Source organism: Kitasatospora sp. NPDC094016, from assembly GCF_040304045.1.
Taxonomy (GTDB): domain Bacteria; phylum Actinomycetota; class Actinomycetes; order Streptomycetales; family Streptomycetaceae; genus Kitasatospora.
The window spans coordinates 1-14,325 of the sequence record NZ_JBEOUK010000034.1 but is presented as its reverse complement, the minus strand read 5'-3'; the positions used below and the strand labels follow the sequence as shown (position 1 = coordinate 14,325).

Here is a 14,325-nt window from a genome sequence, read left to right as displayed (position 1 = left end):
GAGCGGCACCCTACCCGAGCCTTCCGACAGCCGCGCCGGGGCGAGCGGTCGGGGTCAGGCCGGGAGGTCGAGGACCAGGACGTGGTGGGGCGCCGCTCCATCCCACGGGATCGCGGTGCCGGCGTAGCGGTAGCCCCAGGCGCGGTAGGCGGCCTGCGCGGCGGTGGCCTCCGGGCGGGAGTTGAGCATCACGCGCTCGTTGGTGACTGCGTCGGCGAGGGCGGTGTGCAGGCGGGTGGCGACGTGGCGGCGGCGCCAGGCGGGGCGGACCGCCAGCTCGAACAGCCCGAAGGTGCGCGTGCCGGTCTCGCGGCGCAGGTCTTCGGGGACGGCGGTGGTGAGGGTGTCCCACCACCTGGTGGTCGCGGCGAGCGGGTAGCCGTACGCCATCCCCACGACCCGGTCGTCCAAGTCGAAGGCGACGGCGGCGAGGAAGCCGGCCTTGCGGGTCTGGGAGCGGAAGCGGCGGAAGGCCCGGTCGACGTCGGCCGGGCTGCCCTCGCCGTAGGGCGGCTCGGCGAAGGCCTGCGCGAAGACCTCGCGCAGCCCGTCCTCCAGCTGGGCGGTCGTTGTGCCGTCCAGCACCTCGGTCCGCACGTCGCTCTTCCCGGCCTGCTCGGTCACCGGCTCCTCCTGCTCCTGGTCGTCGTCCTGGTGGTGGTGATGCCGAGGGCGTGCAGCTGCTCGACGCCCTCGCGCGCGGCTCGGGCGTCGAGCTGGGCGGCGTCGGTGGCGACGGTGCGCAGCCGGGTGGTGCAGCGGGCGGAGGTCATGGTGCGCGCGGCGGTGGCGGCGGCGACAGCCTCGGTCATCGCTTCCTCGGTCTGGCCGGCGGCGAGCAGCACCTCGGCGAGGCGGGCCCGGTAGAGGGCCCGGTTGCGGGTGTAGCCGTCGCCGAGCTGGTCGAGGGCGGAGCGCAGGAACGGGATCGCGTGCTGGGGGCGGCCGGTGTCGGTGTGCCAGGCGGCGGTGGCGTAGTCGACCTCGCGCTGCCCGGCGAACGCGGTCCAGGGCGGCGCGTCGGTGTCCGTGTCGGAGCGCTCGTGCCAGGTGAGGGACTGGGACAGGGCGCGGCGGGCGGCCTGGTGGTCGCCGGAGGCGGACAGCGCGCGTGCCTGGCGCAGCGCGACCACCGACTTCACCTTCGGGCCGCCGCGGGCCTGGGCGAGGGCGCCGGCCGCGCTGGCTGCGGCGACCGCCTCCCACGGGCGCTTCTGCTCGACTGCGAGCAGGGAGAGGCTGTCGAGTGCGCGGATCTCCAGCAGCGGGTCGCCGACCAGGCGGGCGGTGGCCAGCGCCTCCGAGCACGCGGTGCGGGCCCGGCCGGGGCGCCCGGCGTCGAACTCCATCCAGCCCAGGTGGGAGTTCACCACGCCGACCAGGGCGTGCAGGTCCCGGCCGACTCGCTCCAGGTAGCTGCCGCCGGTCAGCGCCCGCTCGAGTTCGCCGAGGACCCGGCGGGCGGCGGTGCGCGCGGCCCGCCCGCCGGCGGTGTGGTCGATGGCGTACAGCCCGGACACCTCGGCGCGCAGCAGCACCACGTCCGCCGCCCCGACCCGCCGGCCCGGCCGGGCAGCGGGCAGCGCCGCCGCGCCGAGCACGGCGCCGACGTCCACCACGAACCTGCGGCGCTCCACCCCACCATGGTGCCCGCTCAGCCGGTGCGTGCTGCGCCGCTCGGCGGGCACCGCGAAGCCGAGCTCCTCCAGCGGCACCCCGAGCAGCGCTTCCAGCACCTCCTGCTGGCCCGGGTGCGGCAGTGGCGGGTCGGGCGCCTCCCAGCGGCGCAGCTGACGCACGCTCACCGCCGCCTGGACGCCGAGCTGCGCGGCCAGCGCCGTGAACGCGACGACGAAGGTCTCCTGGGTGTAGCCGGCCGCCTTGCGCAACCCGGCCAGCGTGCTGACGCCCACTGTCCGCTCCCCTCGATCTGACGAGTCATCACACCCTGGCACCACCGGGTGGGCCGCCGGGCCGAAATGGCCGGTGAAACGTCCGGTCGAGTGGCCCCACAGGCACGGCCGCGGGCGGTGAACTGGAACTGCGTCCGGGGAGCGGAGCCGCTGGGGCGGTCCCGCTCCCCGGGCCACCGGCCGCCGCCGGTCACCCCCGAACCGGCGGCGGCCCACCCGCCCGAACTGCCGTCACCACCCCCGGGAGCCCCGATGCCGCAGCACGGGCCGCTGTACCGCCTGACCCTCGCCGCGACCGATCCCGACCCACACGAGCGGGTGGCCGGCGTCGGCCCCGCCCGCAGGGTGGTCCGCTCCGTCGCCACCGGCTGGGGCCTGGCCGGCACCGTGCTGGACGACCTGGTCGCCGTCGCCTCCGAACTGCTCGCCAACGCCGCCCGCCACGCGGGCCCGGCCCGACTGACCGCGCTGCTGCGCCTGGACGCGGCCGGCGCCGTGGTGCGGTTCGAGGTCGAGGACCAGGGCGCCGCCCTGCCCCGGATCGTGGCCGGCCTCGGCGACGACCAGGCCGTCACCGGCCGTGGCCTGTTGATGGTCGAGGCCCTGGCCGAACGGTGGGGGAGCGACCCGTCGGGCACCGGCAAGGTTGTCTGGGCCGAGCTCGCCCTGCCGGTCCCGCTGGACCCGCCTGCCATCGCGGCCCAGGCCCGCCAGGCCACCGCCCGCAGCGACTACATGCGGGCCGCGTCCATGGGCACCGCTCCCCGACGGATCCCGATCGTGCCCGGGGCCCGCCGCGCTCGTTGAACCCGCCGAGCGCCTTCACCAGGGCGTGCGGCTGCGCCTGCTCCACACCGCCCGGCACGAACACCCCCACGGGCCGGGCGCCGCACGGTGAAGCCCTCGGGCGGCCGGGCCCGTACACAGCCCGGCCGCCCGGCCACGCGGATCGGCGCGCTACTTCCCGGCCGCCGCCGCGTCCCGGGCCTGCCGCAGGTGCTTGAGGAGGCCTTCGAGCAGGGCGTTCAGGGCCGCCGGGGCGGGGACGTCGTGCATGTCGATGCGGCTGCGCTGCGGGCCGATCTGCCGGTGCAGCACGTCGTCGCCCTGGGTGCGGAAGTCCTCAAGCTTCTTGAGGTAGTCCTTGTCGGTCCGGCCCCACCCCGCGACGCTGCTGGCGACCTGGGCGAACCCCTTCACGCCGAAGGCCGGCGGGACGTGGTCGATGATGGCGCGCAGCAGCGCGTGGCAGGACAACGGCTGCTCGTGCCGGTAGTTGAAGTTCAGCTCCTTGCACTGCTGGACCAGCTTGTCGGTGAAGAAGCGGCCGGCGCCGTCGAGCTCGGCCAGCTCGTCGATCAGCGCCTCCTTGACGTAGACCGCCCCGGACGGCTCCGGCGCGACGGGAGGTTCGGCCGGTTCCTCCCCGGCCTGGCCGAGCCAGGGCGCCGTGGCGTACTCGCGGGGCAGCGGCACGCCCTGCTCGGCGCGGAAGTGGTGGTAGTTCTGCTCCCAGGCCTGGTCGGTGACGATCCGGGAGACGGTGGCGACGTAGGCCTCCAGATCGGTCGCCTCCGCGTACTCCTGGATCTCCCGCTTGATCTCCTTGGCCCACGCCGGGTCGTCAGGCAGGTTCGGGCCCCGCCCGCTGCCCCGCCAGGTGCTGGGCTCACCGTCGAGGATCTGCGGGAGCGCGGCGATGAACTCGGCCTTGAGACCGGGGATGGCCTCGGCCAGTTCCGGCGAGTTCAGCCAGGTCTGCGTGACCGCGGTCGGCGACGGCACCGCGGCGCGTTGCAGGGCGATCATGTGGTGCAGCACCCGCAAGAACGGGTCCGCGAGGAGGGGGCGCAGCTCGCCGAGCACCAGGGCGGCCGCGACCGTGAGCCGGACCGGTTCGTCGTCGCCGAGCATGCGCCAGTCGTGCCCGGTGGTGAAGCCGTAGGAGGGGCCGAGCGTCCCGGTGCTTCCGACGCGGGGCAGGGAGGCGATGACGGCGCGGGCGTCGATCCCGCGCTGGTCCATCCGCTTGACCACGTAGTCCCAGATCGGCCAGGCGCCGGTCTGCGTGTAGGGCGTGGCGATCTCCAGCAGCAGCGCGGTCTGCTCGGTGGTGAGCTCGCTCGGCAGGGCGCTGGGCGGCTGGTTGGGCGGGGTGACGCGGACGAGCTCGCTGGACAACGGTGCCTCACTCGCTGGGTCAGGAGAGCGGAGAAGAGCGGGACGCGGAACGGTCGACCCCGAAAGCGGCCGGGGCCCTTCGGCGTTGGGCGCGCTTCGACAGGACGACCACCTCGGCGGTGATCGACTCCGCCGCCGAGGTGGCGACCAGACTACGCCGCCGGGTGGCCCGTTTCGTACCGGTTTCCTGGCCCTGGCCGGACCTTGCCGCGCAGGCCTGGCTGTGGGGCCACCCGTCGAACATGCGGTCACAGTGAGGCGTATGTGCGGCGAAAAATGTTGCGCACCTTGCGATGTTCTGTGCTACCTTTCTGGATAGGAGGTATGTGATGTCTGAGATTTTCGCGGCGGTGGACGCGCTGCTGGCCAAGGCCCGGGACGGCGGTGACCTGCCGGAACCGGCCGAGCGGGAGCGACTGCGCAAGGCCGCCGGCCTGACCCAGATCGAGGTGGCCGAGGCCTTGAAGACCCGGCGGGAGACGTTCGCCAAGTGGGAGAACGGCACCGCCCAGCCGCGGGCCCCCAAGCGCGGCGCCTACGCCTTCCTGCTCGCGGGCCTGGCCGACATCCACGGCACCCAGGGCCCCGACGGCTGGCTCACCCTCGCCCGCCAGGCCCGCCCCCTCGACACCAGCACCGACGCCACGGAAGGGACGTGACACCCTGATGGACCGCAAGACGTACACCGCGAAGGTCGCCGAGCTGCGCCCGCTGCGCGAGGAGATCGGCAAGGCCGAGAAGACGGTCGCGGCCGCGCAGGCCGCGCTCGACAAGCTCAACTTGCAGCGTGCCCGCCGGATCACCGAGCTCGCGGGGTACGAGGGCGCCCAGGCGCCGGCCATCGCGAAGGCCTCGGGCCTGTCGGTCGGCGACGTGGTGCGGATCGCCCCGCTGCTGGACCCGACCCCGGCCGCCGTCCGTGCCGCCAAGGCCGACGACCAGGCCGCGGCGCCCGTCGAGGCGTCGAAGGCCGAGCTGGTCGCCGAGCCCGCCGTCGCGGTTGCCCCGGTGCTGACCCGCCCCGCCGCCGTCGTCGAGCAGCCGGCCCCGGCCGCCCCGGAGACCGAGGCGCCGATCGAGGTCGAGGACCAGGCCGTCGTCGAGCAGCCCGCCCCGGCCGTGCCCGCCGTTGCTGCGCCGGTTGTCCCGGCGGCTTCGGTCGCTCCGGTCGCTGCGGTGGATCGGCCGGCCGTTGCCGCCGGTCCGCGTGAGCTGCCCACCCTCCCCGAGGGCCCGGCGGGCGCGCGGTTCGAGGCCGCGACCACGGGCCTGGTCTCCAAGCGCCCGAACTTCACGCAGCAGGCCCGCAGCACGGTGTTCCTGGACGCCGCGACCGGCGACCTGGCGGTGCGCGACCGCGTGGTGCGCCTCGACCTCGGCGCCCGCACCCCCGGGGAGATCCTGGACGCCGTCCTGGCGACCGCGCCCGGTACCGAGCGCATCTACATCACCGCCGGCGCCCCCTGGCACGACGGCGCCGAGCGCTACAGCACCCTCAAGGACGCCGTGGCGGCCTGGCTGAACACCCCCAGCGAGCGGTGGACCACCGCTGTCGGCTCCGGCCGGGACAAGCTCGCCGGGCACTTCGTCCACCAGCGTCAGCCGGTTGGCCGCTACGCCCCCGCGGCTGCGCCGGACGGCGCCAGCACGGAGATCCGCTCGATGGGGGAGTGGTTCGACCCGGATGGCGCCGACGTGGTCACCTGCCGTCAGGCGTTCACCCTGCTGTGGCAGGCGCTGCGTCGGCACTGGGACGACGCGGTCCTCATGGGTTCGCCGTCGCAGACCGGGCGTGACCTGTGGTCGCGCACCATCCCGACCACGGGCAAGTGGGCCGGGGGCTACCCGGTGCTGTCCGAGGAACTGCGCGGCCTGCTGCACGCGACCGGCGGGCAGGGCCGGACCGAGCTGATCCTGCCGCCCCGCGTCCCGGAGCAGCTGCCCGCCCTGGTGGAGTACGACCGCACCTTCGCCTACGCCAAGCACCTGTGGAAGTCGCCGGTGGGCACCCCGCGCCGGATCACCGCGGCCGCGTTCGCCGCGATGACCGGGCAGGAGCAGGTCAAGGCGCTGATGTCCTGCTCGCACTGGAACGTGCGCGTGACCGTCCCGGCCGACTGGAACCACGTCGGCCTGCTCCCGGCCCCGGTCACCGGTGACCGCGCCTGGATCTACCCCTCGGAGCCGGGCACCACCTTCACCACCTGGGCGGGCGGCGCGGAGGTCTACCTCGCCCTGTCGAACCACCTCGCCCCGTGGAAGGTCGAGATCCTGGGCGGCCTGCTGTTCGAGGACGGCAAGCCGCTGGACGAGTGGGGCAAGCGGTTGAAGTCGGCGTGGGCGGACCTGACCAACCTCTCCCGCATCCACGGCGACGAGCGGCAGCGGCAGGCGGCCTACCTCGCCTCCCGTGCGGTCCGCTCGGTGCTGCTGTTCGGCCTGGGAGGGTTCGCGCAGCGCCCGCGCCTGGTCTCCGGCACCACCCCGGTCGGCGAGGCGCTCCCGGCCGGGGTGGAGATCCTCGGCCAGGCGGGCGACGTCGTCACGTGGCAGCGGCAGGCCGGCTTCTCCCGTGACCCGTACGCGCATCCCGAGTGGGCGGCGTACGTGTGGTCGGGGGCGCGGGCGGCGCTGCTGGACATGAAGTACCGCGACGGCAAGGAGGTCGTCGGCTACGCCGGTGCTCTCCACGCCAAGCCGGGCACGGTCGTGTACTTCGGCACCGACGGCATCGCGCTGACGGAGCGCCAGCCCTGGCCCTACCGGGGCGAGCCGGGCGACTACCTCCTCAAGGGCCACCTGACCGGCCCCGTCGAGCACCCGACCAGTCAGGAGCAGTACCTCAAGCTGCGCGGCCTGGGCCGCGCCGAACTCGCCGAGAAGGGAGCTGACCAGTGAGCCCGGCCGACCCGAACAACCCGAACGAAGCCGCCAGGCTCACCCAGGAGCTGATCGACCAGGGCTACACCAAGCGCCAGGTCGCCAAGATGCTCGGCCGCGACGCGAGCCTGGTGTCCCAGTTCTTCACCAAGGGCAAGGGCAAGGCGTTCGTCGGCGCGCTGCGCCAGGTCGTGCGCGCGGTGCGCGGCGGCGAGCGGGACGAGGAGGCGCTGTCCGGGATCGCGGAGGCGAACACCACCCGCCGCCGCACCAAGACCGGGCAGAAGGCCCGGGTACGCGGCAAGGACGTCGTCGGCGAGGCGGGCGGCTCGATGGCCGGCCGCGCCGGGAAGCAGGCCATCAAGTCCGGCGCCTCCCACCTCGCTCCGGTCGTGCACGAGACCGGCCAGGCCGGCGGCCGCCTCGCGTTCACCGTCCGGATGAAGGCCAACCAGTACGTCCACTCGGCGGGGTCGGAGCAGGACTCCCAGGGACTGCGCCGCGGGTTCATCCCCCGCGCCGACGGCACCGAGGAGCGCACCTACGGCTCCGCCAGCACCGGCGGCTTCGACGCCGCCGAGTGGTCCCAGCGGGTCGCCGACCACCACGGCGACGTTACCGAGGCCATGCGGGCCTGGATGGTGGAGACCGGCCGCGCCGTCGAGGACGCCGACATCGCCTACCTCGAGGTCCGCGGCTGGATCCCCGAGGACCAGCAGTAGGCCCGGCCGGCCTCTCCCCAACCATGACCTGGCCCCGGGGAGAGGCCGCCCGTGCCGACCCTCCCACACCACTGCCCGCACCGGCCCCGCCGTCTCACCATCCGAAGGAGTACCGCAGCCGTGGAGACCACGACCACCACCACCGCCGAGCAGGACGTCCCGGCCGGGCTGCGCCCGCAGCCGGAACTGCCCGTGCCCGCCCAGCCGCTGGGCACGATGGTGCCCGTGACGCTGCACTGGTTCCAGAAGGACGCGGTCGCGGCCGCCGTGCGGGAGGTGAAGACCGGCGGGCGGGCGACGCTGGTCCTGGCCACCGGCTCCGGCAAGACGCTGATCGCCGCCAACTGCGCCCGCCGCCTGGCCGCTCGCGGCCGGACGCTGGTTTTGGTGCCGACGATCGAGCTGCTGGAGCAGACCGCCGAGTCGTGGTCGCTGCTGGGCGGGCGCCGGGGCCTGGCGGTTGCGGCGTGCTCGCGGGAGGAGGCGCTGGAGAGCGCGGAGGCCGGCGGCCGCATCCACGCCCAGGTGACCACACAGGCCGCCCGGATCACCGACCTCGTCAACGGCGCCCCCGACGACCAGCCGGTCACCGTGTACGCCACCTACGCCTCGCTGGAGCGCATCGTCGAGGCCCACCAGGGCTGGGGCCTGGCCCAGTGGGACCTGGTGATCATCGACGAGGCCCACCGCACCGCCGGTGCCGAAGGGAAGGCGTGGGCGGTCGTCCACGACGACGCCAAGGTCCCGGCGAAGCGTCGGCTGTACTTCACCGCCACCCCGCGGATCGCGGACGACCGGCGGGCGAAGGACGGCCTGGCCGACCTCGCCGACGGCCAGGAGCTGCCCGCCCTCTGCTCCATGGACTCGGAGGAGATCTACGGCAAGACCGTGTTCACCTGGACCCTCGGCCAGGGCATCGAGCACGGCTACCTCGCCGACTACCGCGTCCTGGTCCCCGTCGTCACTGACGAGGACCTGCGCGAGCTGCTGAACCTGCCCGCCGTCGCCGACCTGCGCTCCCAGCGCAGCAACGAGGAACTGCTGCGCCTGGCCCTGCAGATCGCGGTGCTGCGCGCGGTCGCCGACCTCGGCCTGCGACGGGTCATCACGTTCCACTCCCGGGTGTCGGCGGCGCGGGAGTTCGCGAGCACCCTGCTGGACGCCTCCGAGCTGCTGGAGGACGCGGAGCGTCCGGAGCGGATCTGGGCGAAGGCGGTGGCCGGCACCGACCGGCTCAAGGACCGCCGGGCCGCGTTCGCCGACTTCAAGGCCCATACCGGCGAGGACGGCGAGGAGTGCGGCATCCTCTGTAACGCTCGGCTCCTGTCGGAAGGCATCGACGTCCGGGCTGTGGATGCTGTGTGCTTCGCGGATCCGAAGTCGAGCGTCATCGACATCGTCCAGGCGGTCGGGCGGGCGCTGCGCCAGTCCTACCGGCAGGGCAAGGTGTCCTGGGTCATCATCCCGGTCTACCTGCCGACCCCGGAGGTCGGCGACGACACCGCCACCGCGCACCCGGCCGAGGTCCACGACGCCGGCGAGGCCGTGAAGGCCGAGGCCGACGCCGAGATCGAGGCCTCCTCCTTCCGCACCATCTGGCGGGTCCTGCGCGCCCTGGCCGCCCACGACGCCCGGGTGGTCGGCCGGATCACCGAGCTCCGCGCCTCCCGCTCCCAGGGCACCGCGCACACCACCGTCACCAAGGCGGCCGAGAGCCGGGCCACCGGGGACGAGGACGGGGAGGGCGAGGGCGAGGGCGAGCAGAAGCCGGCCCCGGTCGAATCGCCGATCGACTGGCTCAAGATCAACGCGAAGCAGCACGCGGCGAAGATCCTCCAGACCGTCAAGCTGCGGGCCTTCAACCCGCGCGCGGTCGAGTGGCAGCGCATGCACGCGGTCGCCGCCGTGTTCCACCTCCAGCACGGCCACCTCGACCCCACCGACAAGACCAAGCACGCCGAGCTGATCTCCTGGCTCACCCGCCAGCGCCACCTCTACGGCCAGGGCCTGCTCGATGCGGCCCGGGTGTCCGAGCTGGACACGCTCGGCATGATCTGGTCGAAGAACGCCAACGCCTGGGAGCGCGGCTACGCCTACGCGAAGGCGTTCCACCACCAGCACGGCCACCTCGCCATCCCCGCCACCGCGAAGCTCGACGACTACGCCGTGGGCGCCTGGATGCGCCGCCAGCGCAAGGCCGACAACCTCACCACCGACCAGGTCGCGAAGCTGGACGCGCTGGACGAGCTGTGGCGCCTGGAGCCGGACTGGAACAGGTCGTACCGCCGCCTGCTCGCCTACCTCGCCGCCGGCGGAACCCTCGACGGCCCCGCCAACCGCACCGGCGGCGAAGCCGACCCCGCGTTCCGCCCCGGCACCTGGCTCCGCAAGCAGGACAAGGCCCGCACCGAAGGGAAGCTGACCGACCACCAGGCCGCGCTCCTGGACGCGCTCACCCGGCACGCCGAGACCGTCACCGGCTGACCCACCCCGCAAGACCCCGCCGTCCCGGCCCACCGCAGGCCGGGACGGCCGCCCGTACCCGTCCCCGACCCCCGGAGGCACCGCGCGATGACCGACACCACCCGCCCCAACCCGGCCACCCCGCCCCGGCTGGAGCTGGCCCTGCCCAGCAGCCGGCCCGCGCCCGCCGACCGGGACCTGGGCCGCCCGATCCTCGACTCCCCGCTCGTGCGCGGCTCGGTGTGGCTGCGCTGGTCCGGCCACGACGGCATCCGCACCCTCCACCAGGGCGCCGACCCGGCCCGCGGCTGGACCGAGAAGGACGTCGACGGCCTGGACGGCTGGGTGGCCCTGGTGGACGGCCGGGTCGTCCTCGGCACCCGCCCGGACGGCGGCCTGCCGGAGCCCGTCGTCCACGCCGAGGCATGGGAGGCCGGCGCGACGCTGCACACCGCCCTCACCCAGCACCCCGTCGAGGCCGACCACGCCCGGGACGAGGACGACGACCAGGAGCACGGGCTGCTCGGCGGCGTCCGCAGCCGGGTCCGCCGCCGGGCAGCCGGGATGACCCCGGAAACCCTCCAGCAGGCCCTGCACCGGGCCCAGGACGACGAGCGCGCCGCTGACCGGTACGCCGACGCCGGAGACGAGACCGCCCACGACACCGCGACCACCGCCTTGGCCGAGTGGCAGCGCGTGCGCGACCACACCGCCGAGACCCGGGCCGAGCGCTACAACCCCGACCACGACACCGCCCTCCAGCACGCGCTGCGCCGCGAGCGCCACCGCCACGACGTCGCCGCCTGCGCCCGTGAGGCCGCCCACCAGGCCCGACAGACCACCGACCTGGCCCACCGCCGCCTCGCCGGCACCGCCGCCCAGCCCCTCTACACCGCCCTGGACCGGGCCGGCCTCTACAACCTGAGCGACGACGACCACCAGGCCGTCCGCGAACTCACCCGCACCCTCGACCCCGCCACGCTGCGCCAGGTCACGAGCTGGCTGGAGCGCACCCGTGCCGCAGCCTTCGCGCTGCGCGGCACCGAGCAGGCCCCGCCCGTCCGTCCCAGGGCGCGCCGCAGCCAGTTCTGACGGCCCCTCGGGGCCCCAGGCCCTGCCACCGCCGAGCGCGGCCCAGCCGGAAGTCACCGGCTGGGCCGCACTGCTCTGTCGACAGCGCGCCCGGTTGTCCACAGCCGACCCCGGCCAAGGTGGCGCCATGACGACGAAGAAGACCACAGCGCCCTGCCAGGCCCACGCCGCAGACAGCTGGGACACCTGCCCGGTGACGGAGCTGCGCACCGTCCAGACACGACTCCTGGCGCTGCTGGACCGCTACGCAGACGGCCCGCTGAGCATGGACTACCGGTTCAGCCCGAACGAGACCACCCAGCGGGCGATCCGCCTGCTCGCAGCCCTCCTGAACGTGCCGCCCAGAGCCGTACGCCGCCACGCCCGCGGCTCCCGCTGGCCGGCCGGCCGCAAGCTGCGCCAGGCGGTGAGCCACCAGACGCAGGAGGAGTTCTGCCCCGTACGCCTGGCCGAGCGAGCAGCCAAGCAGGCCTGCGCGGAAGCGGCGGATGCCCGGCGCCGAGCCGCCCGTGCGAGCCACGGAGAGAAGTAGCTCATCCTCCACCGTCTGGTGTGACCTGTTGGTGGGTGTGGGCGTCAAATGGCCCTGTAGGCCAAGTTGTCTGGACCTTTGGTTGGGTCTGTCGAGGGTTCTTCGGCGGGTGGTGTCGGGCGGGGTTTGGTGACTGTGTGTGGTGATCGGGTGGGGTCCGGGGGCGGGGTCGGCCCGCTCGGCCGGGTGGGGCCGGTTTCTGGCGTATGTGTGGGCCGGAATCCGTTCAGATTGTTTTGTTGAATTGGTCGTTTCAGTTTTCTGGATTCTGGCTGGAATAAGTGGGTGAGGGGTGTTGGTGGGAGTCGGTGTTCGGTTCCTGGCCGGGGTGGTCCGGGCCGGGTCTCGGCGGTCGGGCTCCCGGGTGTGCGCCGGTCTGTCACTTGCTGCTGTCCGGAGTGGGAACCCGCGGGGCAGCTTGGACGCTGATGCGCACGTACCCTGCACGACGGCCCGGTCTCCGGGCGGCGGAGAGGAGCCACGCGCGGTGAGCATGCCCCCTGCTGACGGCCAGAACGGGATGGTCTTCCACCCGACCACGCTCAAGTGGGGCCGTGAGACCTACTCGCGGTATCCCGAGCCGGTGAGTTGGTGCTGCCACGGCCACGTGCCGGGGCTCGGCCCCGCCACTTACCGGCGGGCCGTGTCCGTGCACGAGGCCGGCCACACGGTCGTCGCCCTCCATGTGGGGATGCACGTCAAGGGAGTCGAGATCGCCGGGCGCACCCAGGACCTGGGTTGCGGGCCGCGGCTGGAGCTGGAGGGCACCATGAGTCCAGGTGCCTACGAACTCGCGCACTCGGCGGTGGTCAAGCAACTGGCGGCTGGGGAGCGGGCTGAGCAGCGCTGGCTCCGGGACCACGGCCTCTGGACCCAGGACCGGGCGTGGGCGGCCGAGATGGGAGCTCTGCACGACCGCGATGCGGCGATCCCCAGGCTTCGGATGCGCACTGGTAGCGATGACCCGGCGACCCTGCTCTGGGCGTACGTCTACTTCGGCGACCAGGTCGAGGAGGTTCTCGAGCAGCATTGGGTGGCAGTGCTCGCTGTGGCTGAGGCACTTGATGAGGAGGGCGAGCTGACTGGCGACCAGGCCGCGGCGCTCGCCGGCCTGCCGAACCCGGCATCGGCCTGACCTGGTGCTCGGTGGTCTGGTGGTGGGGTGCAACGCGGGGTGCAACGCGGTGTTGCGCTCGGGTGCAACGCGGGGCTGTGTTGCGGGTCTGACCAGGTGTTATGTGGCTGGGAGGGTGCGGGGTGGGCGTGTTGCGGTGCCGTGTTGCACCAGCTGCGCCGGTCCGTCGGCCTCGACGCCTGCCCGCTGCTGCGCCCTGCCCGCCCTCCTGGCCGCCGTCCTGGCCGCTGTCCAGGCCGGTGCCCCCTTGGAGGCGCCCTGGCGGTCGGTCCAGGCTGCCGTCCTGGCCGTCCTGGCCCCTGGGGTCGCCCGGCCGTCTCCGGGCCCGTCCTGGCCGCCGTCCTGGCTGTCGCGCCGCTGCGCCCTGCTAGGCCGTCTTGTCCGGTGTTCGGTTTGGTGGTGCTGCTCCGGGGATTGCTCCGTTGACGCCGCGCGGGATTTTCCGGGCGGTCAGACTTGGCGGTCGTGGTGTCGGCGGCGAGGGCCGTAGGCCCCTTTCCTGTATGCCTGAATTGGATTTCGGCTCGCTGCGCCGCTCGGGGCTTTCGGGTTGCGTCACGGAAGGGAGCGGGAAGGGAATTCGTATCCTCGCCGGGAGGACGACCGGATAGGCCCGTGATGGACGGTGTCCGGGTGGCTGGCTGTTCACGTCTCGGGCCCGATCGAAAACCGGTAGGATAGAGCCGTTCGGCGTTCCGGAAAACGCCGCCGGATACGCTTCGTCCGTCGGTTCGGTATCTGCGGTTGAGGGCCCGTCAGGGGCCGTCGTGCGGGGCGCCCGTGAGGGCCCGCCACGGGGCCGGGGAGGACCGAGCCGGACGGGCGGGCCCGGAGGTGGCACCCGAGGGCCGCAGGCCACGCCCCGAGGGCGGCGGATGGGCCGACAGCCCAGCAACCGCAAGGCGGAACCGGTCATCGGCCGGGGGAGCGGGCCGGGGGTGGGGTTGTGACTAGTACAGGAAGTTTGCGACACATCGTCAACGCCCGGTGCCGCAGGCCCGGGCCGGCACCCCCTTCCGATCGGGGGAAGGGGGTGCTACCCGAATTTCGCGTCACATCGTCAACGCTCACCCCGGGCGCAGCCCGGGAAACCCTGTCAGCCAATCGGCCCGTAGGGCCGCTGAAAGGCCAGCCCGGGAAAGCCGGAAAGCCGACCGGTTGACGGGCCGTAGGCCCGGGACAATGCCCCGGGAATGGCGGAGCGCAGCGACGCCCGACGCCCACCCCAACGGCGCGTGCCGCGCCCACGAATTCGGCCACCGGCGAATTCCCCCAGCCACCCGCCGCCCGCCGAGGCGCAGCCGAGGCCACACCACGCACGGTGACGCCGTAGGCGGCACCCCCCGGCTGACGCCGCGTCAGCGGCGCCCCGGCCGCCAGGCCGGGGGTAAGGCCCTCTAGGGCCTT

The 14,325-nt window shown here is 73.8% G+C and carries 11 protein-coding genes; 8 read left to right on the top strand and 3 right to left on the bottom strand.

Annotation, left to right across the window (positions count from 1 at the left end; translation table 11 throughout):
• Positions 1-54 precede the first annotated feature (54 nt).
• The gene (locus ABT015_RS26730) at positions 55-624 is read right to left on the bottom strand and encodes a GNAT family N-acetyltransferase (protein WP_350883333.1); all 570 of its coding nucleotides are present in this window, start codon (positions 622-624) and stop codon (positions 55-57) included.
• On the bottom strand, positions 621-1,913 hold the full coding sequence (locus ABT015_RS26725) for an NsdA family TPR-like regulatory protein (protein WP_350883331.1): 1,293 nt from the start codon (positions 1,911-1,913) through the stop codon (positions 621-623). Before ABT015_RS26725 ends, ABT015_RS26730 begins: the two co-directional genes overlap by 4 nt.
• Before the next feature lie 252 nt (positions 1,914-2,165).
• Between ABT015_RS26725 and ABT015_RS26720 the strand changes: the two genes are divergently transcribed.
• Positions 2,166-2,720 (top strand): ATP-binding protein, encoded by a 555-nt coding sequence (locus ABT015_RS26720; RefSeq protein WP_350883329.1) that lies wholly within the window; start codon positions 2,166-2,168, stop codon positions 2,718-2,720.
• Positions 2,721-2,870: 150 nt separating this feature from the next.
• On the opposite strand, the gene ABT015_RS26715 is transcribed toward ABT015_RS26720, so the two are convergent.
• Entirely contained in the window at positions 2,871-4,094 is a 1,224-nt protein-coding gene (locus ABT015_RS26715) for a hypothetical protein (protein ID WP_350883327.1), read from the bottom strand.
• Between the two features lie 329 nt (positions 4,095-4,423).
• Here ABT015_RS26715 and ABT015_RS26710 point away from each other — a divergent pair, with 329 nt between their 5' ends.
• The 7 genes from ABT015_RS26710 (at position 4,424) to ABT015_RS26680 (ending at position 12,918) form a co-directional block, all read left to right on the top strand.
• The gene (locus tag ABT015_RS26710; RefSeq protein ID WP_350883325.1) at positions 4,424-4,753 is read left to right on the top strand and encodes a helix-turn-helix domain-containing protein; all 330 of its coding nucleotides are present in this window, start codon (positions 4,424-4,426) and stop codon (positions 4,751-4,753) included.
• 7 nt (positions 4,754-4,760) lie between these two features.
• Positions 4,761-6,992 carry a hypothetical protein gene (locus tag ABT015_RS26705; RefSeq protein WP_350883323.1) on the top strand — a complete coding sequence of 744 codons (2,232 nt, stop codon included), beginning with the start codon at positions 4,761-4,763 and terminating at the stop codon, positions 6,990-6,992.
• Positions 6,989-7,696: a helix-turn-helix domain containing protein gene (locus tag ABT015_RS26700; RefSeq protein ID WP_350883321.1), complete on the top strand. Its 708-nt coding sequence runs from the start codon at positions 6,989-6,991 to the stop codon at positions 7,694-7,696. Before ABT015_RS26705 ends, ABT015_RS26700 begins: the two co-directional genes overlap by 4 nt.
• A 120-nt stretch (positions 7,697-7,816) precedes the next feature.
• On the top strand, positions 7,817-10,180 hold the full coding sequence (locus ABT015_RS26695) for a DEAD/DEAH box helicase (protein ID WP_350883319.1): 2,364 nt from the start codon (positions 7,817-7,819) through the stop codon (positions 10,178-10,180).
• 87 nt (positions 10,181-10,267) lie between these two features.
• On the top strand, positions 10,268-11,251 hold the full coding sequence (locus tag ABT015_RS26690; RefSeq protein ID WP_350883317.1) for a hypothetical protein: 984 nt from the start codon (positions 10,268-10,270) through the stop codon (positions 11,249-11,251).
• Positions 11,252-11,378: 127 nt separating this feature from the next.
• Positions 11,379-11,783 carry a hypothetical protein gene (locus ABT015_RS26685; protein WP_350883315.1) on the top strand — a complete coding sequence of 135 codons (405 nt, stop codon included), beginning with the start codon at positions 11,379-11,381 and terminating at the stop codon, positions 11,781-11,783.
• 487 nt (positions 11,784-12,270) lie between these two features.
• Positions 12,271-12,918: a hypothetical protein gene (locus tag ABT015_RS26680; RefSeq protein ID WP_350883313.1), complete on the top strand. Its 648-nt coding sequence runs from the start codon at positions 12,271-12,273 to the stop codon at positions 12,916-12,918.
• Positions 12,919-14,325: the final 1,407 nt, after the last annotated feature.